Source organism: Clostridium sp. 1001271st1 H5 (genome assembly GCF_005845215.1).
Taxonomy (GTDB): Bacteria; Bacillota; Clostridia; order Lachnospirales; family Lachnospiraceae; genus Enterocloster.
Genome location: NZ_SPHO01000009.1, coordinates 69,292 through 89,977, shown reverse-complemented (window position 1 = coordinate 89,977; position 20,686 = coordinate 69,292). Strand labels below are relative to the sequence as shown.

Genomic DNA, 20,686 nt, shown 5'->3' with positions numbered 1-20,686 from the left:
CCTCACACTTTATCGGTCGTCTTCTCACCAAAGAGTCCTGTGGGACGGATGAGAAGCATGACAATCAACAGGATAAATGTAAACGCATCGCTGAAGGTGGACTGTCCCATGGCCACCAGGGCTGTCTCTCCCAGTCCCAGGATAAAGCCTCCGATGACGGCTCCGGGAATGCTGCCGATTCCGCCGAACACGGCGGCAACAAAGCATTTAAGTCCGGGAAGGGCGCCGGAGAAGGGAAATACGGTCATACGGTCCGTAAAATACAGGATAGAGCCAATGCCGGCCAGCAAAGAACCAACTGCAAAGGTAAAGGTAATGGTTTTATTGATTTTAATACCCATAAGGGAAGCTGTTTCGTAATCCTTGGAAACCGCCCTCATGGCCATGCCTATCTTGGTATGGTTAATCAGCGCGATGAGAAGGTAGACTAACACCAGGGTCAGGACAGGGGTAAGGAAGGTGACAAAGGAGGCGGACAGTCCGCCTATACGGAAGATTTTCTTTAAGAAAGGAATCTCCGGGTAACCTTTTGGCAGGGCGGTAAAGAGGTAAGTGGCCAGATTCTGCAAAAGGTAGGAAACGCCGATGGCTGAAATCATGACAGACATTCTGGGTGCGGAGCGCAAGGGGCGGTAGGCCACCCGCTCTATGGTGACGCCCAGAAGAATGGTCACAATCAGGGTGACGGGAATGGCAATGAACCAGGGCAGGCTTGCCATGGCAAATATCATAAAGTATCCGGCCATCATGAAGATATCGCCGTGAGCGAAATTGATGAGGCGGAGGATGCCGTAGACCAGTGTGTAGCCAATGGCAATGAGCGCATAGGCCCCGCCAAGGGAGATGCCGGTCAGGCATTGCTGAAGAAATGTTGTTAAACTCATATGAGTCTGCCTCCTGTGTTTTTATAGTTGGGTCCGTATCCAGAAATCCGTTGAAACATACAACCAGCCCTGGAACGTCCAAGGCTGGTTAAGACCGAAGGCAGCAGCGGATGCCGCCTGCAGCCCTGTATCCATATGTAATTAGTCAGATACCTTATTCCACGGTGGTAGTGGTCAGGAACTGGAACTTGCCGTCCTTAATGGTCTTGATGAATGCAATATCCTTGTTGGCATCGCCTGTCTCGTTAAAGGTGATGTTTCCTGTTACACCGTCAATCTCTACGTTCTTCAGTGCGTCGCGGATGGCAGTGGTGTCGGTGGAGCCTGCATCCTCAATGGCCTTGATGGCAGCCAGGTAGGAATCGTAGCCCAGTGCGGAGACAGCCGGGATAATGTCTTCCTGTTTTTCCTTAACAAGGTATTCCTTGAAGCCCTTAATGAAGGCAGCAGCCTCGTCGTTGGCCGGTTCAGCCTCGTCAAAGAAGGTGGAGAGCACTACGCCCTCAGAGTCAGCCCCTGCATTTTCAATGATGGTGGAGTTCTCCCATGTATCGCCGGCAGCAATGGTGGCCGTGATTCCCAGCTCCCTGGCCTGCTTGATGATTAACGGGGCAGTGGTGATGGAGGACGGGGCAAAGATGATGTCAGGGTTGGCTGCCTTTATGTTGGTCAGGATGGCCTTGAAATCAGTCTGGTTTGTCTGGAACTGCTCCTCGCTGACAATGTCGCCGCCTAACTTGGCAAAGGCTTCCTTAAAGAAGGAGCCGAGTCCTGAGGAGTAGTCATCTCCTAACTGGGTGATGACAGCAGCACTCTTGGCGCCGTTCTGGTATGCATAGTTAGCCATGACCGTGCCCTGGAACGGGTCGATGAAGCATACGCGGAAATAGTAATCATTGCCCTCTGTTACCTGCGGATTGGTACAGGAACAGCCAATGGCCGGAATTTTGGCGTCCGCAAAAATCTGTCCGGCGGCAATGGACACACCGGAACCATAGCTGCCCAGCACCACGCTGACCTTCTCGCTTACCAGCTTCTGTGCTGCATTGACAGCTTCGGTCTTGTCGGATTTGTTATCTACCTCCACCAGTTTGACGGAATATTCCTCGCCGCCTATGTTGACTGTGGGGTGTATCTGGTTGGCGTAGCGGATACCCAGCACTTCCTGGAAGCCGCCGCCTCCGTTCTCACCGGTGGTTGGCTCGAATACGCCGATTTTGATGACTTTCTCCTCGGATTTTTTGCTGCCGCACCCTGCCAGGGCGCCGATGGCCAGACATGCTGCCATGGTCACTGCTAATACTTTTCTGATTCTCATAATACATTCCTCCTGTTTCATTGAATTTATCCCGGTCCAGTTTATTTGGCGTGTTCACGCTGCAAAGACAACTGTCCTCAATAGGAAAACAATGAGTATATTATAACAGAAATCAGAAAAAATTCAAGAAATTTTGAGAAATACTTTATATTTTAGCGCCTGGATTCCGTTTGGGAAGCTGGTGAAAGTGATTTTTATAGGCCCGGAGAAAGGTGGAATAATGGCTGAAGCCGGAACGGAAGCAGGCATCCGTGGCATTAAACCCTTCACTGAGCAGGTCCCTGGCGTAGAGCAGGCGTTTTTCGGTGATGTATTTTCCTATGGTGCAGCCGGTTTCTTCTTTGAAAATACGCATCATATGGTAGGGGCTGATGCAGCTTAAGGAGGACAGGGTCCCGATGCTCAGGTCCTCGTCCAGATGTTCATTAATATAGGATATAAGGCCGGAGACCCGGTAGTTTAAGACACCGGTGGGAAGGTACTGGGCCTTGTCGTCCATGGAGGCCCTGTTCAGTCCCACCAGAAATTCCAAACACAAAAGGCGGCTCATAAGGGTTCCTGCAAATTCTTCCTGCTGCCAGTTCTGGGAGCGCTCCAACCGCTTTAGCAGGGAGAGCATATTTATCCGGACATCCTCCTTCAGCCGCAGTACATTGGAATGACGGTAGGCAGCCGTGGCAAAACACTGGTCCAGGGAATCCCTGCCGTCCCTGCAGCGGTCCAGGAAATCCTGGGACAGGTATAGTATCTGCCGTTCATAGGGCTGCCCCGGGTCCACCTCGGGGCGGTGAATCTGTCCGCGGCCTACCAGTACGATATCAAAGGGATGGAGGGTATAGGAGCGTCCTTCTATGACATAGTTTACCTTTCCCTCCAGAAGCACCATTATTTTCAGAAAATCGTGATAGTGGAATTCATAGCTGGGACTAACCTTATCCTTTAAATGGAACAGCCTGAAGTCCTCCTTCAGGAATCCCTGGCGTTCAAAGGCAGGCGCATCATCTGTAATGGGCATGGAACCGTTACCTCCTTCGTTCATCTATTTGGGTGTGTACCGGGGTGATGATTGCAGTATATTATAAATAGAGCATTATTTGCAATATATAATAGCAATATATCTATATTTTTATCAAAAAATGCTTGTTAAAATAATGATAAAGGTGACTATAGCTTATGCTGCGCAGCCAGGAGCAGGGCTGTTTAATCAGACAGCAGATATGGAGGATATCTATATGAGAATCGTAGTAGAAAAATATCATGGACTGGGAAATGATTATCTGGTATATGACCCCAATAAAAATAAACTGAAGCTGACCCCTTCCAATGTACAGCTTATGTGCAACCGCAATTTCGGCGTTGGCGCCGACGGTATTTTGGAGGGACCCATTCTGGATGGGGAGCAGATTTCCATGGTGGTATGGAACCCGGACGGCAGTGTTGCGCAAAAGAGCGGAAACGGCGTCCGCATTTTTGCAAAATATTTAAAGGACGCAGGATATGTACAGAAAAAGGACTTTACCATTTTCTCCCAGGGCGGCGAGGCGTCCATCCATTATCTCAACGAGGAGGGCACCCGGTTAAAGGCGTCCATGGGAAAGGTATCCTTCTGGAGCGACGATGTGCCGGTGGAGGGGCCGCGCAGGGAAATCATCAATGAGACCATGGTATTTGGCCGGATTCCCTATCCCGTGACCTGCCTGTCCATCGGCAATCCCCACTGCGTTATCCTTATGGATGAGATTTCAAAGGATTTAGTGTGCAGGATTGGACGGTATTCTGAGAGCGCCAGGCAGTTCCCTGAGAAAATCAACACCCAGATTATGAAGGTGCTGGACCGGACCCATATCCAGACCGAAGTGTATGAGAGGGGAGCCGGCTATACCCTTGCATCAGGCAGCGGCTGCTGTGCAGCTGCAGCTGCAGCCTACCGCCTGGGGCTTACGGACCCCAAGATGTTTGTTCAGATGCCGGGCGGCATCCTGGAGCTGGAGATTGACCAGGAGGGTGTGGTCCACATGACCGGCGATGTGGGGTATGTGGGCACCATTAAACTGGGAAGCCATTTCACAGAGCAGCTTCGCGCGTTAAAGTGATATCAGAAAAAATAAAAAACAGAGAAATTTCATTGACAAATGATTTTTCTGCTGATATATTTTTTATATCAAAAAACAGGGGTAAGGGAAGGCAGACGAGGGCGTCTTAAGGGATGCCCTGTCCCTGCCCGGTGATTTTGCAGGAGGCGGGAGCATGGTAAAAAGGTTCCCGCCTCTATGTGTTTGACGGTATCACAGTTTGCAAGAGAAGGAGACTAATATGAGCAAATACAGTAAACAGGACATCATGCGTATGGTGGAAGAGGAGGATGTGGAGTTTATCCGCCTCCAGTTCACGGATATCTTCGGAATGCTTAAGAATGTGGCCATCACCTCCAGCCAGCTTGAAAAGGCATTGGATAACCGCTGCATGTTTGACGGCTCTGCCATTGAAGGGTTTGTGAGGATTGACGAGTCCGACATGTACCTGTATCCGGACCTGGATACTTTTGAGGTGTTTCCCTGGAGACCCCAGCAGGGAAAGGTGGCCAGGTTTATCTGCGACGTGTATAACCCGGACGGGACCCCTTTTTCCGGCGACCCAAGGTATGTGCTTAAGAGGGCTGTGAAACGGGCCGAGGACATGGGATATGTGCTCAATGTTGGGCCGGAATGCGAATTCTTCCTTTTTCATACGGACGAGGAGGGACGGCCAACCACCAGCACACATGAGATGGCGGGATATTTTGACGTGTCCCCCATTGACCTGGCGGAAAATGTGCGCAGGGACATTGTGCTGAACCTGGAGGAGATGGGCTTTGAGGTGGAGGCCAGCCATCATGAGATTGCCCCTGCCCAGCATGAGATTGACTTCCAGTATACGGATGCGCTTAGGGCTGCGGACAATATCATGACCTTTAAGATGGCTGCCAAGACCATAGCAAAGCGCCACGGGCTTCACGCCACCTTCATGCCGAAGCCCAGGGAGGGGATGAATGGGTCCGGCATGCATATCAATATGTCCCTGTCAGACAAGGAGGGCAGAAACCTGTTTGCAGACGACCAGGATGGGTTGAGACTGAGCCGGGACGCCTACTATTTTATGGCAGGCATTCTTCAGCACATGAAGGCCATGACCATCCTTACCAATCCCCTTGTGAATTCCTACAAGAGGCTGATTCCCGGATTCGACGCGCCGATTTATATTGCCTGGTCCCCGACCTCCAACCGCAGCTCCCTGATACGCATACCGTCCCCCAGGGGGGAGAGCACGCGGATTGAACTGCGATGCCCGGATTCTGCCATGAACCCGTATCTGGCGCTGGCAGCCTGCCTGTCAGCCGGTCTGGACGGGATTGAGAAGAAAACAGGGCTTCCCGCCTGTGTGGAGGGAAATATGTTTACCATGGAACCGGAGGAGCTGAGGGGAAGGAATGTGGAGCGGATTCCGGAAACCCTGGGTGACGCCATTGAGGCGTACAGCGGGGATGCCTTCATGAAGGAGGTGCTTGGAGAGCACATTTACACCAAGTATCTGGAGGCCAAGGAGCAGGAATGGAGGGATTTCCGGGCTCAGGTCACGGATTGGGAAGTAAGCCAGTATCTGTATAAATATTGATGGCGCCGGCGGTTGTGAATAAGGTGCTGCCTGGAGGTGGGACATGTGACTAACATCATCGTAGCGTTCTCCAAACCGGAGGACGGGAAGAACATAAAGAGCATACTGGTCCGAAACGGATTCCAGGTAGTCGCAGTCTGCACCTCGGGAGGTCAGGTCCTGTCGGCCGCAGACAGCCTGAACGGCGGAATCGTGGTAGGCGGTTACCGGTTTGAGGACATGATGTATGACGAGCTGCGCCAGTGTCTGCCGGGGGATTTTGATTTGCTGTTGATTTCATCGCCTGCCAGGTGGGGCGGACAGACCCCGGACCGGGTTATCTGCCTGCCCATGCCCCTTAAGGTCCACGACCTTCTGAATACCCTGGAGATGATGGTGCAGGCCCAGGAGAGAATCCGCAGGAAGAGAAGGAGCAGGCCCAGGGAGCGCAGCAAGGAGGAGCAGGACATCATAACAGAGGCAAAGACACTGCTGATGGAGCGGAACAATATGACAGAGTCCGAGGCTCACAGATATATACAGAAATGCAGTATGGACAGCGGCACCAATCTGGTGGAGACAGCCCAGATGGTTATCAGCCTGATACACGTGTAATTGGGGCGTCAGAGGAGATACCGGCGGACGTGACAGGATGGATAAGAGAATATCTATGGATAAAGCAGAATGGAGACGGATATGGAATTTACAAAAATGCAGGGAACAGGGAATGATTATGTGTATGTGGACTGCTTTAAGGAGCCGGTAAGGGAACCGGCAAAGACAGCGGTTTACGTCAGCGACCGCCATTTTGGAATCGGGTCGGACGGACTGATTCTCATATGTCCCTCCCAGGCAGCTGACTGCAGGATGGAGATGTACAATGCGGACGGCTCCCAGGGAATTATGTGCGGCAACGGCGTGCGCTGCGTGGGCAAATACGTCTATGACCACGGTCTGGTGGATAAGGATAAGAAAACCATTACGGTGGAGACACTGGCGGGAATTAAGACGCTGGAGCTGGAGACAGAGAATGGCAGGGCAGTGTCCATAACCGTGGACATGGGGGAAGGGGTCCTCACATCCCGGCTGCCGGAGGATATCACGGTAGATGGTAAGGAATACCGGTTTGTGGGCATCAGCGTGGGAAATCCCCATGCAATCTATTATGTGGATGAGGTGGACAGCCTGGATTTGGAACGGATTGGTCCGGCTTTTGAGAACCATGCACGGTTTGCGCCTGAACGGGTCAATACGGAGTTCATCCATGTGGTGGACCGGAAACACCTGAAGATGCGGGTATGGGAAAGGGGCAGCGGCGAAACCTGGGCCTGCGGCACAGGGGCCACGGCCAGCGTTATGGCTTCCATCCTTATGGGATATACGGATGATGAGGCGGAGGTGGCCCTCCGCGGGGGAAAGCTGGTAATCCGGTATGACAGGGAATCGGGCCATCTGTTTATGACAGGGCCTGCCGTGGAGGTGTTCAGGGGCACTATTGACATACCAGAAGAAATATATTATGATTGATAAGGTGAATTTCACCAGTTAGTACTTTAAAGCGAAGAATTATCAATATACACTCTCAGGAACCAGACGCACGACGGCGTGTGTCCTGGTACACCTTTTTGCAATAGGGGGCGGACATGGAAAAACATGGCGTCTGTCCTGCTGCGGCAAAGGCGTATCCGGTTTTTGGGAGTGTTTTCATTTGTTGGAGGACACAGATATGTTTAAAATCAATGAAAATTATTTGAAGCTGCCGGGCAGCTATCTCTTTTCAGCCATTGCGAAAAAGGTGGCTGCATATGAACAGGCCAACCCGGACAAGCAGGTTATACGGCTGGGAATCGGGGATGTGACCCTTCCCATTGCACCGGCCATTGTGGAGGCTGTCCACAGGGCTGCGGATGAGATGGGACGTGCTGAAACATTTCACGGATATGCCCCGGATTTGGGCTATGCCTTCCTGCGGGAGGCCATTGTGGAAAAGGACTACAAGTCATGGGGATGCCATGTGGAGGCGGACGAGATATTCGTATCGGACGGCGCCAAAAGCGACTGCGGAAATATCCAGGAGATATTCAGTGAGGACAGCCGCATCGCGGTGTGCGACCCGGTATATCCTGTGTATGTGGATTCCAATGTCATGGCGGGCCGTACCGGCAGCTACGACCCTGTCACGGGTATGTGGAGCAATGTGATTTATATGCCCTGCACGGCGGAGAACCACTTTGTTCCGGAGCTGCCGAAGGAGACGCCGGACCTGATTTACCTGTGCGTACCCAATAATCCCACGGGAACCACGCTGACCAGGGACCAGTTAAAGGTGTGGGTGGACTATGCAAACAAGGCGGGGGCTGTGATTCTCTACGATGCTGCTTACGAGGCATATATATCCGAGGAGGATGTGCCTCACAGCATATTTGAGATTCCGGGTGCCAGGACCTGCGCCGTTGAATTCCGTTCCTTTTCCAAAAAAGCCGGGTTTACAGGCGTGCGTCTGGGGTTCACTGTGGTTCCCAGGGACATAAAATGCGGGGATGTGATGCTTCACTCGCTTTGGGCCAGACGCCACGGCACCAAGTTTAACGGAGCCCCCTACATCGAGCAGAGGGCCGGGGAAGCCGTGTATTCGGAGGAAGGCAGCCGGCAGGTCATGGAGCAGGTGGCGTATTATAAGAGGAACGCCAGGGTTATTTATGACGGGTTAAAAGAGGCGGGCTATACTGTATTTGGCGGAATTAATTCCCCCTATATCTGGCTTAAGGTGGAGGACGGAATGGACAGCTGGGAGTTTTTTGACTATCTTCTGGAGCAGGCCGGCGTGGTGGGAACGCCCGGAAGCGGTTTCGGGCCCAGCGGCCAGGGGTATTTCCGCCTGACGGCCTTTGGCACCTATGAAAATACGGCGGAGGCCGTAAAAAGGATGAAGGCTCTAAGGCAGTAACAGCGCCGGAGGGCGTGCGGCTGTGGGAGGCATGCTGCGGACATGCCCCGGGCAGGAGAGCAGGGAGGCAGGAAGTTATATGGACGAAATTTAGTTCCAGGTTCAGTCAACATTTGTCTCACTTTCACATATGGTATAATGTAGAGTCATATATGAAGGAGAATCTGGTATGACAGATGTTAAGAGAGTCATCATTGATGCCGGCCATGGCGGCGAAGAGCCGGGCGCTATTTACGACGGGCGCCGGGAAAAAGACGATACCCTGCGGCTGGCTCTTGCAATAGGACAGATATTAGAAAATAACGGGGTGGATGTGGTATACACCAGAACCACGGATGTATATGATACGCCTCTTGAAAAGGCCCAGATAGCGAACCAGTCAGGGGCTGATTATTTTGTATCCATCCATAGGAATGCATTTCCGGTACCGGGGACGGCAAGCGGCGCAATGACCCTGGTGTACCAGGACGCCGGGGTGCCGGCCATGCTGGCGGATAATATCCAGCGCAATCTGGTGGAAACAGGATTCAGGGACCTGGGAGTACAGGAGCGCCCCGGTCTTATCGTGCTGCGCAAAACAGAGATGCCGGCCGTGCTGGTGGAGGTGGGGTTCATTGACAATCCGGATGACAACCGGTTTTTTGATGAGAACTTTGATGCCATTGCCCAGGCCATAGCAGACGGTATATTGGAGACCATACGCCAGCAGGAAGCCCAGCGGCCTGAATATTATCAGGTCCAGGTAGGAGCCTTCCGCACCAGAATGCCGGCGGACCGGCTGGTGAATGAGCTTCAGGCCGGCGGCCTCCCTGCTTTTCTGGTTTATGACGACGGATTATATAAGGTCAGGGTCGGCGCTTTCCTCAATATGGATTATGCGGTGCAGATGGAGAGAAACCTGAGAAACATGGGATATCCAACTGTGCTGGTGAGGGAACGGGCCATATATTGATTGACGCAGAGTGCCCCAGGTCAAATGTTTCAGGATTTGACCCGGGGCACTTTTGCGTGTTCCGGCTGCGGGCTGCAGCTGCCGGTTACCAGTTCCAGCGCCCGTAGCGCAGTGTAACCGAGGCAATGGTCTTTACCAGCTGGTCCGACATCTGTCCCGGAAGAAGGCGCCATTTCCAGTTAGAGCCAACCGTGGAGGGAGTGTTGATGCGGCAGTCATTGTCCAGGCCCATGTAATCCTGAAGAGGGATGACGCACATTCTGGCCTGGCTGCGCATAATCAGGCTGATAAAGGACATATGCAGACGGTTTGCGGGGGTGCAGCTGTCACAGAGGTAGTCCCTGGCCAGCTTCCGCTCCTGGGCCGTGATGGAGGCGTACCATCCCCGGATGGTTTCATTGTCATGGGTGCCTGTGTAGGCCACGCAGTTTTCCGGGTAGTTGTGGGGAAGGTAGTCGCTGGCACAGCCGGAATCCCTGGAATCAAACGCAAATTCCAGCACTTTCATGCCTGGGAAACCGCTGTCCCTCACAAGCTGTCTGACAGAGTCTGTCACATAACCCAGGTCCTCTGCAATGATTTCCTTTTCTCCCAGGGCGCTGCGCACCGTGTGGAAGAAACCGATTCCCGGTCCCTGCTCCCAATGGCCTCCTATGGCTGTGTCAGAACCGGCCGGGATGGAATAGTACTGGTCAAATCCCCGGAAGTGGTCAATCCTTACTACATCGTACAGCTTGTAACAGTAGGACAGGCGGGACAGCCACCACTCATAGCCGGTGCTTCGGTGGTAATCCCAGCGGTACAGGGGATTGCCCCAGAGCTGCCCGGTGGCGGAGAAGCCGTCGGGAGGGCAGCCGGCAACTGCGGTGGGTATATTGTCACGGTCCAGCTCAAAGAGTTCGGGATGGGCCCATGTGTCGGCGCTGTCCATGGCCACATAAATGGGAATGTCCCCGATGATGCGGATTCCTTTGGCATTGGCATAGGATTTCAGTTTTTTCCACTGCTGGATGAATTTGAACTGAAGATATTGGTGGAATTCGATATCGTAATACAGCTCCCTGCGGTAGTAGTCCAGGGCATTCTGCCAGCGCAGGCGGATGTCCTGTGCCCACTGGGGCCAGGCAATCCCGCCAAACCGGGCCTTCACCGCCATGAAGAGGGAGTAATCCTCCAGCCACCACCTGTTTTCCTCCGTGAATTTCCTGAACTGGGGGTCAAGGCTTATGCTGCTGCGTTCATAGGCTTTTCGGAGCAGGGGAAACCGTTCTTCGTATACCTTTGCATAGTCCACGGATCCGGGACTGCTTCCAAAGCCGGCCTGGCTGCATTCCTCCTCTGTGAGAACACCCTCCTGTATAAGGTCCTCCAGGCTTATGAAATAGGGGTTGCCTGCAAAGGTGGAAAAGGACTGGTAGGGAGAATCGCCGTAACTGGTGGGCCCCAGGGGAAGAATCTGCCAGTAGGACTGGCCGGCTTCCTTTAACCGGTCCACGAATTCGTAGGCCTCCTTTGAAAAGCAGCCGATACCGTAAGGGGAGGGAAGGCTGGTGATGGACAGTAAGATTCCGCTTTCTCGTTTCATGTCTGTATGCTCCTTTTAGCAGGCATTGCCCTGTTTAATATTCTGTGATGATTCCAAAATGGTCTGATACAATGGGATAGGATGCGCCGTTAAATATGGTCCGGGAGGAAATGACCGGCACCCTGCGGCTGGTCCAGATGTAGTCGATGCGCATTCCGGATATTTCTCCATGTTCCCGCCAGCCGTCAATGGCATGTTCCACGGTGATTCCCCCATCCCTGGAGGCAGCCAGGTCATAGCTGTCAAACCAGCCTGAGGCCAGAACCAGGTCATGTCCCTGACCGGCCACATGGGCCGGGGAATTAAAATCCCCCATGAGCCACACCTGTTCCCCGGATAAGGGGGCCAGGCCGCTGCAGATGCGTTTCCATTGTCCCTCAAAGGGTTCTTCGCTGTCATTCCACCAGCCCACGTGGACACTGTAAAAATATTCGGTTCCGTGCTCTGTACGGGTGCTGATGCCCAGTATTTTCCGGGTCTTCCAGTTCCCATAATCCCGGCTGCCGGTGATGTAAAACTGGTGGGTTCCAAGTATGGGGGAGCGGCTGAGGACAGCCAGGCCCTCGTCATATTTTCCATATCCTATCTTGGCAGGAACCCAGGTCCATTCATAGGAAAGGCCGGACTGGGCCAGGAGCAGCGCCAGGTTAAAGGCGTGGTTGTCTGCGCGGATGACTGTCCGGGGCCCGGAGGGGGAGTCCTGGGCTATATCCCCTGTGCTGCAGGGGACATAGCCCCAGTCCGGCAGCCGGTCAGGGGCTGCCGGGGAAGCATTCCTGGACTGGCTGACCTCCTGGAGGGCTATGATATCCGGCTGGATTTGGACAAGGGAACCCGCAAAGGCGGTGAGCTTGGATTCATAATCCGGTTCCGCCAGGCTGTGTGTGTTAAGGGTCATTATTTTCATATTATCTGTCTCCGGTGTTTTTTGCAGCAGCAGTCTGGTGCTGCGGGTCAATGGCAGCGCCCTTGTTACAGTATATCATTGATATCGGATTTAAGCACATCGGCTTTTGGTCCGTAGATGGCCTGGATGCCGCCGTCCTTTTTAATCAGTCCCATGGCGCCTTCCGCCTTCCATTCAGGCAGTTCGGCTACCTTGTCCACGTCCTTCACCGTGACGCGCAGACGGGTCATGCAGGCGTCCGCCAGGACAATGTTGTCCCTTCCTCCCAGGAGGGAGATAATGCGCTCCGCCTGGCCGCTGCCCGGTGCTTTGGAGCCGGTCTGGTTCTGGCTGTCCTCTGAGGCAGAGTCATCGTTATAGTTGCCCAGTCTGCCGGGGGTGGCAAAATGGAACCTTCCTATCATGAAGTAGGCGATTAAATATCCCGCAGCAAAGAATACAGCCACACAGAGAATGAAGTTAATCAGGTCACCGCCGAGTCCTGCGCGGAGGGACATGGGCACACGGGTCAGGAATTCCAGGTTGCCGAAGGAATGGAGCCTGAGGTGGATGATGCCGGCCATGGCAAATGCGCATCCCTGCAGGACTGCGTATACCAGATACAGCGGAAGCGCACAGAACATGAACATGAATTCCAGAGGCTCTGTGACGCCTGTAAGGAATACGGCCAGCACGGTGGAGATAAACATGGAACGGTAATTACGGCGCTTATCCGGGTCCACACGGCGGTACATGGCCAGGGCAATGCCCAGCAGCAGGCCGGTGGCGCCAATCATCTGTCCCACCTTGAAGCGGGCCGGGGTGATGGCGGCCAGCAGGCTCTGGTAACCGGCCATGTCGCCGGCGTCCTTAAGGTTGATAAGGTCTGTGGCCCAGGCCAGCCACAGCGGGTCCTGGCCAAAGACCTGGGAACCTGCGTTGACGCCGGTCAGAATGGTGTAGGTGCCTCCGAAGGAGGTATAGTTCATAGGTATGGTCAGCATATGGTGCAGGCCGAAGGGGAGAAGAAGCCTCTCCAGGGTTCCGTATATAAAGGGGGCCAGCACAGGGGAGGTGGAGGAGGAATTGGCAATCCACACGCCGAAGGTGTTGATGCCTGTCTGGACCACCGGCCATACAATGGCCAGCACCAGAGAGATAACAACGGACCAGAGGATGACCACCATGGGTACAAAGCGCTTGCCGTTAAAGAAGGCCAGGGCATCCGGAAGCTTCCTGTAATTATAATATTTATTGTAAATAACTCCGCCTGCAAAGCCTGATATGATTCCCACAAACACGCCCATATTAAGCGCAGGAGCGCCCAGGACCGAGGTGAAATAGCCGTTTACCAGGATTTCCTGGCCCAACAGGGTGCGGGTGACGGCGGCAGGGTCATTCAGGTCAGCGCTGCTGACGCCGAAGAGGGCGCCTGTTATGACATTGATGAGGATGAAGGCAATGACGGCTGCAAATGCTCCGTCGGCCCGTTCCTTTGCCCAGGAACCGCCGATGGCAACAGCAAACAGGATGTGCAGGTTGTTGATTACGGCCCAGCCTATGGTTTCCATGGTGCTTCCGATTGTAAGGACAGCGTTCATGTCTGCGCCGGCCATCTGTATGAGCTTTCCTACGCTAATCATCAGTCCGGCTGCAGGCATGACCGCAATGACGGTCATCAGCACCTTGCCCAGCTTCTGGAGGAAATCGAAATTTATCAGGGATTTTTTTGCTTTTCCGGCTTTTCTGCCCGCGGTATCTGTATGGGAAGCTGCGTCTGTTTTTACGCCGCCATCTGCATGGGAAGATGCGTCTGTTTTTACGCCATTATCTGTATGTGCTGAACCGGTTATCCCGGGTTCTCCTGCCCCGTCGGGCGGACAGTGGTCCAATATTGTTATCACGGCATCTGTCCCGGCTTTTACAGGACCTGTGAAGGCATTCATGGAACGGCCTTCCATTCCTCCGCAGATAAGGACAGGCGTGATGGTGTTGACCTGCTTTTCAGCAAGGGCCTTTAAATCAGCCTTTGCCAAAAGGTCCCCGGCCTTTACCTTATCTCCGGCCTTTACGCAGCACTGGAAGGATTCTCCCTTTAAGGCCACTGTCTCCAGGCCAAAGTGGACCATGATTTCTATGCCGTCTTCGGAGCGGAGACCATAGGCGTGAAGGGTTTCTGCCACGGAAACCACCTCTCCGTCAATGGGGCTGACCAGATTGCCGTCCTGGGGCAGGATGGCGATGCCGTCTCCAATGATTTTCTGCGAGAATACAGGGTTCGGAACTTCCTCCAGCGGGACCGCTGTTCCGGTTAAGGGGGAGAGAATCCTGATTCCAATACAGCCGTCAGTGTTCTTGTTCATATGTAACCTCCTGAATTTGATTGTTGCACTGTTTGCGCAACCGCTTGCATTAAATATAATCCGGTTGCATGAAGAATGCAATAGATATTTTAGAAAACCCATGTTTTCTACGTTTTAGACAAAAACAGGCAGTTGTATTTGTGCAACTTTCTTAGGGAGCAGTGCAAATGAGCAGGGAAGAATTGCGCAAATAAAGCGCAAATAAGTTGACAAAAGTTGCATTAAACCTTACAATAAAGAAAGAGCGTATATGGATTCATATACATCTGCATGTCCATGAAAATGAAATGTATATTTAAGGAGGCTGTGTATGCCTGTTACAATCAAAGACGTGGCCGCCCTTGCGGGGGTGTCGCCATCGACCGTAAGCCGTACGTGCAAGGACCATCCCTCCATCAGCCGCCAGACCAAGGAGAAGGTCCGCCAGGCCATGGCAAAGCTGGGGTATGAACCGAATTTCCAGGCCAGCAGTCTGGCCACCCAGAATTCACGTACCATCGGAATCATACTGCCCCCGTCGGAGCGGGAGGCGTATCAGAATCCATTTTATCTGGAGATGATACGGGGAATCAGCCAGTATTGCAACCAGAAGCAGTATATCAATACAGTGATTACAGGCCAGAATGAGGAAGAGGTCCTTCAGGCCATAAAAACCATGGCAAGAACCGGCCTGGCAGAGGGCTTTATCGTGCTCTATTCCAAAGAACAGGACCCGGTCCTGGATTATCTCTATGAGGAGGGACTGCTGTATGTGCTTATAGGAAAAGCATACCGGAATGTGAACCAGACCATTTACGTGGACAACGACAATGTGCTTGCCGGCAAAGAGGCAGCGGAGTACCTGCTGAATCTGGGCCATGTAAGGATTGCCTGTCTGTCCGGGGACCATTCCCTTCTATATAACCACGACCGGAAAATGGGGTACATGCTGGCCCTGACAGAACGGGGGATACCCTTTGAAAATGAGCTGTGCGTGGAGGTTCCTTCTGTGCCGGAGGAGCAGGACCAGGCGCTGGCTTCCCTGTTCGGAAAGGAGGACAGACCCACGGCCGTGCTGGTCAGCGACGACATACTGGCAGTGGCTCTGGAGAAGACCTGCATCGGCCTGGGACTTTCCATTCCGGGAGATGTATCCATCCTGTCCTTTAACAACTCCCTGCTATCCAGGCTTACATTTCCGCCCCTGACATCCGTGGATGTAAACGCCTGCCAGCTGGGAATCGAGGCAGCTGCCCAGATGATAAGCCATGTGGAGAACCCGGAGCTGGTGGCCACGAAAATCATAGTTCCCCATCATCTGGTGGAGCGTGACAGCTGTGCAGGGAGAGAATAGCAGCATGAAAAATCCGGGTATAAAAAGCAAAATTCCGCTTACGAAAAACAAAAAAATCTGCTATAATATACCGTGAAAAGAAGCTTTACAACAAGGGAATTTATCAATCTCTGCTAGTAATTTTCGGGGTAAACGGGAAGACTTGTTTCGCTCAAATTCGCTGAGTGGGATAGGTCTTTTTTTGTTGGTTCAAGGGCGGATATTAGTGCACTGGTGCATTGATATAGAGTGTTATAGAATGAAAATGTATAGAATAAAAAGGAAGGTGTTCAAGATGAAAAGAATCAAGGCGGCATGTATCAGACAGACCCTGCATTTTCTGCTGAAGGAGGATATTGACCATCAGCTGGCGGCAAAGCTGGTAAAGGAAGAGGTGGACAAATACAAGATGCAGCTGGACCGGAACAGGACCCAGTACAAAATACTTTCCGAATCCGCGGAACCGGATGGCTCTGTTGTGATTGAGATACTGAAGCAGTATAACACATCTCCGGTGGGGCATTATCTGGAATAGGATGGAAAAGGGCGCCGTACAGCTATTGTGTCTCAGCGGCGCCTTTTTGCTGTCAGACTTATTGCCGGGTTCAGCCGGGATTTCAGCCAATTGCCCTATTTTTCTGAAATACATCTTATCGTATACTTTCTCTTGAAAAACACAACATTTAGTGTTAAAATCTTATACTGTTGCACAAGCAACAGATTTTTCCAATATTTTGTGATAAGATGCCTTTAAACCGTTTACCTGAAGACAGGCAGCGTGGGAGAGCATTTGGATAAAAGGAGTGTAGTGACGATGAAAATTATTAAGAGGAATGGCGCAGAAGAGGACTTTGACAACAATAAGATAGTGGTGGCCGTGGCAAAGGCCAATACGGCTGCCGGAAAGAGCAAGCTGAGCCTGGAGCAGATTAAGGACATTGCGGATTACGTGGAGTACAAGTGTGAGAAGCTGAACAGGGCTGTGTCCGTGGAGGAAATCCAGGATATGGTGGAGAACCAGATTATGTCCACCGGCGCCTTTGAGCTTGCAAAGGACTACGTGAGATACCGTTATCAGCGCTCCCTTATACGCAAGGCCAATACAACGGACAACCGCATCCTGTCCCTGATTGAGTGTAATAATGAGGATGTGAAGCAGGAAAATTCCAACAAGAATCCAACGGTCAACAGTGTGCAGAGGGATTACATGGCCGGGGAGGTCAGCAAGGACCTGACCAAGAGAATGCTCCTGCCCCAGGACATTGTGGAGGCGGACAAGGAGGGTATCATCCATTTCCATGATTCCGATTATTTTGCCCAGCACATGCACAACTGCGACCTGGTGAACCTGGAGGATATGCTGCAGAACGGCACGGTTATCAGCGAAACCAGGATTGAGAAGCCCCACAGCTTTTCCACGGCCTGCAACATTGCCACCCAGATAATTGCCCAGGTAGCCAGCAACCAGTATGGCGGGCAGAGCATCAGCCTGGCCCACCTGGCTCCTTTTGTGGATGTATCCAGGAAGAAAATATACGCGGAGGTACAGGAGGAGGTAAAGACCTTTGGCTGTGCGCCTTCTGAGGAAGCCATCCATCAGGTGGTGGAAAACAGGCTCCGCAAGGAGGTTACAAAGGGGGTCCAGACCATCCAGTATCAGGTCATCACACTGATGACAACCAACGGACAGGCTCCCTTCCTGACCGTGTTCATGTACCTGAATGAAGCTAAGAATGAACGGGAGAAAAAGGACCTGGCCATGATTATCGAGGAGACTCTGAAGCAGCGCTACCAGGGAGTGAAAAATGAGTCAGGCGTATGGATTACACCGGCATTCCCCAAGCTGATTTACGTGCTGGAGGAGGATAATATCAACGAGGGAACCGAGTACTATTACCTCACTGAGATGGCTGCGAAATGTACGGCCAAGCGCCTTGTCCCCGACTATATTTCCGAGAAGAAGATGATGGAGTTAAAGGAAGGCAACTGCTTCCCTGTCATGGGCTGCCGCAGCGCCCTGAGCCCCTGGAAGGACCAGGAGGGCAATTATAAATTCTACGGCCGTTTCAACCAGGGCGTGGTGACCATTAACCTGGTGGACGTGGCCCTGTCCTCGGGGGGCGATATGGATGCCTTCTGGAAGATATTTGACGAGAGGCTGGACCTGTGCTACCGTGCCCTGATGTGCCGCCACAACCGTCTGAAGGGCACCCTGTCGGATGCGGCTCCGATTCTCTGGCAGAACGGCGCCCTGGCAAGGCTTAAGAAGGGGGAGACCATTGACCGGCTCCTTTACGGCGGTTATTCCACCATTTCCCTGGGATATGCAGGACTCTATGAGTGTGTCAGGTATATGACTGGAAAGTCCCATACAGACCAGGCGGCCACTCCTTTTGCCCTGGAGGTCATGGAGTATATGAATCAGGCCTGCAACCGCTGGAAGGACGAGACAAACATCGGATTCAGCATCTATGGTTCGCCCATAGAGAGCACCACCTATAAGTTTGCCAAATGCCTTCAGAAGCGCTTTGGCATCATCGAGGGCGTGACGGACAGAAGCTATATCACCAACAGCTACCATGTGAATGTTTCCGAGGAAATTGATGCCTTCTCAAAGCTTAAATTTGAGTCCCAGTTCCAGGCCCTTTCCACCGGAGGAGCCATCAGCTACGTGGAAGTGCCCAACATGCAGAACAATATTCCGGCTGTGCTGGGAATCATACGGTATATCTACGACAATATCATGTATGCGGAACTGAACACCAAAAGCGATTTCTGCCAGGAATGCGGGTTTGACGGCGAGATTCAGATTGTGACGGATGAGAGCGGCAAGCTGGTATGGGAATGCCCCAAGTGCGGCAACCGGGATGAGAACAAGCTGAATGTGGCCAGAAGGACATGCGGTTACATCGGAACCCAGTTCTGGAACCAGGGCAGGACCCAGGAAATCAAGGAAAGGGTGCTCCATTTATAAGATGAATTACGGTACAATTAAAAAAAATGATATCGCCAACGGCTCAGGCGTGAGGGTATCCCTGTTCGTATCAGGGTGTACCCATCACTGCCCCGGCTGCTTTAATGAGGAGGCGTGGGATTTTTGTTTCGGGAACCCTTTTACAGAAAAGACCGCGGGGGAAATCCTGGACGCACTGTCTCCGGATTATATAGACGGCCTCACCCTTCTGGGGGGAGAGCCTTTTGAACCGGAAAACCAGATGGCGCTGGTGCCTTTCCTGGAAAAGGTAAGGGAGCGTTATCCGCAGAAAACCCTTTGGTGCTACACGGGGTACACCCTGGAAACAGACCTTCTAAGGGACAGCCGGGCCAGGTGCGGGTATACGGACCGGATGCTGTCCATGATAGACGTGCTGGTGGACGGGCGTTTCGTGGAAGCCCTTAAGGATATCAGCCTTCCCTTCAGGGGGTCATCCAACCAGCGCATCATAGACCTTAAGGCCACCCTGGAATGCGGGAGCGTGAAACTGCTGGAAATGGGAAACGGAAGAATCTGAGATACAATGGGGGATGCCTTTTACTATTGCAATTTAGTTAATAATTTAGTAAAATCAACTTAACTGCAAGGCAAAGGGGGTCCGGAAATGGCGCTGAGAGCAAAAGACATAGCGGAAATGCTGGGGGTGTCCACGGCTACGGTTTCGCTTGTTTTAAATAACAAGCCGGGCGTGGGCGAGAAACGCCGTCAGGAAATCATACAGAAGATAAAGGAAATGGACTGCGGATACATGTTAAAGGAGCAGAGAATTAATAATGGCTCCATCGGTTTCGTAGTCTATAAACGGGAGGGGAGCATCGTGGATGAGTCCCCTTTTTTCACATATATCCTGGAGGGAATCAATAACCGCATCAACCACTACGGATATACCCTTAACTTCCTCTACATCAACAAAACCATGCCCAGGACGGAGCAGGAGCACCAGATAAAATCAGGAGGGTATAAGGGGCTCATCATTTTCGCAGTGGAAATGTACTATGACGACCTTCAGCTTTTTAAGGATTCCCAGATTCCCTTTGCCATCCTGGACAATTCTTTTCAGGAAAACGATGTGGATGCCGTGTCCATCAATAATGTGCAGGGCACCAGCAAGGCCGTGGCATATCTGTGCTCCATGGGGCACCGGGAGATAGGGTATATCCGGAGCAAGGTCAGAATCAACAGTTTTGACGAGCGTTACAGTGCCTTTAAGCATAAGCTCAGAAGTCTGGGAGGCATCTTCAACAAGGAGTATGTCATTGATGTGGGGTACTCGGAGGAGGGTGTGAAACAGGATGTAAAGAAGTACCTGGAGGGCCGCAAACACCTTCCCACGGCATTCTTTGCGGAAAATGACCTGATTGGGTGCAGCGCAATCAGGGCCATGCAGGAGTGCGGATACCGGATTCCGGAGGACATATCCGTGGTGGGGTTTGACAACCGGCCCATCAGCACCCTGGTGGAGCCTCAGCTGACCACCATCAATGTGCCCAAGGACATATTCGGACCGGCTGCCGTGGACCTGCTGATTTCCCGGCTGGACCAGGGCAGGGAACAGTCCCTGAAGGTGGAGATAGGCACCAGTCTGGTGAAACGGGAAAGTGTGAAAAAAATAACAGATTAAAACAAAGCAAAAACAGAAGACGGACAGAGCATGTACGGCATTTAATGCTGTATATGCTCTTTTTTTGTCAGAAGTCACAATATACTAAATATTATTAAGTAAAAATTGTTAAAATTTTGTTTTTAATTTAATTAAATTAATTAAAATTTAGTCAAAAACTATTGACACCAAGGGAATAACCTGCTATATTACG

Annotated in this window: 17 protein-coding genes; 11 read left to right on the top strand and 6 right to left on the bottom strand. The window is 52.3% G+C overall.

The window, feature by feature from the left end:
• Nucleotides 1-2 precede the first annotated feature (2 nt).
• From FGS84_RS15045 to FGS84_RS15035, 3 genes are all read right to left on the bottom strand, one after another.
• The gene (locus FGS84_RS15045; RefSeq protein ID WP_138309365.1) at nucleotides 3-884 is read right to left on the bottom strand and encodes a branched-chain amino acid ABC transporter permease; all 882 of its coding nucleotides are present in this window, start codon (nucleotides 882-884) and stop codon (nucleotides 3-5) included.
• A gap of 154 nt (nucleotides 885-1,038) precedes the next feature.
• Nucleotides 1,039-2,202 carry an ABC transporter substrate-binding protein gene (locus FGS84_RS15040; RefSeq protein WP_138309364.1) on the bottom strand — a complete coding sequence of 388 codons (1,164 nt, stop codon included), beginning with the start codon at nucleotides 2,200-2,202 and terminating at the stop codon, nucleotides 1,039-1,041.
• 145 nt (nucleotides 2,203-2,347) lie between these two features.
• Nucleotides 2,348-3,217, bottom strand: a complete 870-nt coding sequence (locus FGS84_RS15035) for an AraC family transcriptional regulator (RefSeq protein WP_138309363.1) — start codon at nucleotides 3,215-3,217, stop codon at nucleotides 2,348-2,350.
• 217 nt (nucleotides 3,218-3,434) lie between these two features.
• Here FGS84_RS15035 and dapF (FGS84_RS15030) point away from each other — a divergent pair, with 217 nt between their 5' ends.
• From dapF (FGS84_RS15030) to FGS84_RS15005, 6 genes are all read left to right on the top strand, one after another.
• Entirely contained in the window at nucleotides 3,435-4,295 is an 861-nt protein-coding gene (gene dapF, locus FGS84_RS15030) for a diaminopimelate epimerase (protein WP_138309362.1), read from the top strand.
• A 220-nt stretch (nucleotides 4,296-4,515) separates the two neighbouring features.
• Nucleotides 4,516-5,853 (top strand): type I glutamate--ammonia ligase, encoded by a 1,338-nt coding sequence (gene glnA / locus FGS84_RS15025; RefSeq protein WP_138309361.1) that lies wholly within the window; start codon nucleotides 4,516-4,518, stop codon nucleotides 5,851-5,853.
• 45 nt (nucleotides 5,854-5,898) lie between these two features.
• Nucleotides 5,899-6,447, top strand: a complete 549-nt coding sequence (locus FGS84_RS15020; RefSeq protein ID WP_138309360.1) for an ANTAR domain-containing protein — start codon at nucleotides 5,899-5,901, stop codon at nucleotides 6,445-6,447.
• 81 nt (nucleotides 6,448-6,528) lie between these two features.
• Nucleotides 6,529-7,359, top strand: coding sequence for a diaminopimelate epimerase (dapF, locus tag FGS84_RS15015; RefSeq protein WP_138309359.1), 831 nt, complete (start codon nucleotides 6,529-6,531; stop codon nucleotides 7,357-7,359).
• Between the two features lie 199 nt (nucleotides 7,360-7,558).
• A complete protein-coding gene (locus tag FGS84_RS15010) occupies nucleotides 7,559-8,779 on the top strand; it encodes an LL-diaminopimelate aminotransferase (protein WP_138309358.1) in 1,221 nt (406 codons plus the stop codon).
• A 169-nt stretch (nucleotides 8,780-8,948) separates the two neighbouring features.
• Nucleotides 8,949-9,731: an N-acetylmuramoyl-L-alanine amidase gene (locus FGS84_RS15005; protein ID WP_138309357.1), complete on the top strand. Its 783-nt coding sequence runs from the start codon at nucleotides 8,949-8,951 to the stop codon at nucleotides 9,729-9,731.
• Nucleotides 9,732-9,816: 85 nt separating this feature from the next.
• Here the strand turns inward: FGS84_RS15005 and malQ are convergent, their stop codons facing one another.
• From malQ to FGS84_RS14990, 3 genes are all read right to left on the bottom strand, one after another.
• Nucleotides 9,817-11,316 (bottom strand): 4-alpha-glucanotransferase, encoded by a 1,500-nt coding sequence (gene malQ, locus FGS84_RS15000; RefSeq protein WP_138309356.1) that lies wholly within the window; start codon nucleotides 11,314-11,316, stop codon nucleotides 9,817-9,819.
• Between the two features lie 34 nt (nucleotides 11,317-11,350).
• Nucleotides 11,351-12,223: an endonuclease/exonuclease/phosphatase family protein gene (locus FGS84_RS14995; RefSeq protein WP_138309355.1), complete on the bottom strand. Its 873-nt coding sequence runs from the start codon at nucleotides 12,221-12,223 to the stop codon at nucleotides 11,351-11,353.
• A gap of 65 nt (nucleotides 12,224-12,288) precedes the next feature.
• A complete protein-coding gene (locus FGS84_RS14990; protein WP_138309354.1) occupies nucleotides 12,289-14,565 on the bottom strand; it encodes a PTS transporter subunit IIBC in 2,277 nt (758 codons plus the stop codon).
• A gap of 310 nt (nucleotides 14,566-14,875) precedes the next feature.
• On the opposite strand from FGS84_RS14990, the gene FGS84_RS14985 reads away from it, so the two are divergent.
• The 5 genes from FGS84_RS14985 to FGS84_RS14965 all read left to right on the top strand — a co-directional run bounded on the left by FGS84_RS14985 (nucleotide 14,876) and on the right by FGS84_RS14965 (nucleotide 20,493).
• Nucleotides 14,876-15,898, top strand: coding sequence for a LacI family DNA-binding transcriptional regulator (locus FGS84_RS14985; RefSeq protein ID WP_138309353.1), 1,023 nt, complete (start codon nucleotides 14,876-14,878; stop codon nucleotides 15,896-15,898).
• 274 nt (nucleotides 15,899-16,172) lie between these two features.
• Nucleotides 16,173-16,412 carry a hypothetical protein gene (locus tag FGS84_RS14980; RefSeq protein WP_138309352.1) on the top strand — a complete coding sequence of 80 codons (240 nt, stop codon included), beginning with the start codon at nucleotides 16,173-16,175 and terminating at the stop codon, nucleotides 16,410-16,412.
• Nucleotides 16,413-16,691: 279 nt separating this feature from the next.
• Entirely contained in the window at nucleotides 16,692-18,851 is a 2,160-nt protein-coding gene (gene nrdD, locus FGS84_RS14975) for an anaerobic ribonucleoside-triphosphate reductase (protein WP_138309351.1), read from the top strand.
• Between the two features lies 1 nt (nucleotide 18,852).
• The gene (nrdG, locus tag FGS84_RS14970) at nucleotides 18,853-19,389 is read left to right on the top strand and encodes an anaerobic ribonucleoside-triphosphate reductase activating protein (protein ID WP_138309350.1); all 537 of its coding nucleotides are present in this window, start codon (nucleotides 18,853-18,855) and stop codon (nucleotides 19,387-19,389) included.
• A gap of 87 nt (nucleotides 19,390-19,476) precedes the next feature.
• The gene (locus tag FGS84_RS14965) at nucleotides 19,477-20,493 is read left to right on the top strand and encodes a LacI family DNA-binding transcriptional regulator (RefSeq protein WP_138309349.1); all 1,017 of its coding nucleotides are present in this window, start codon (nucleotides 19,477-19,479) and stop codon (nucleotides 20,491-20,493) included.
• Nucleotides 20,494-20,686: the final 193 nt, after the last annotated feature.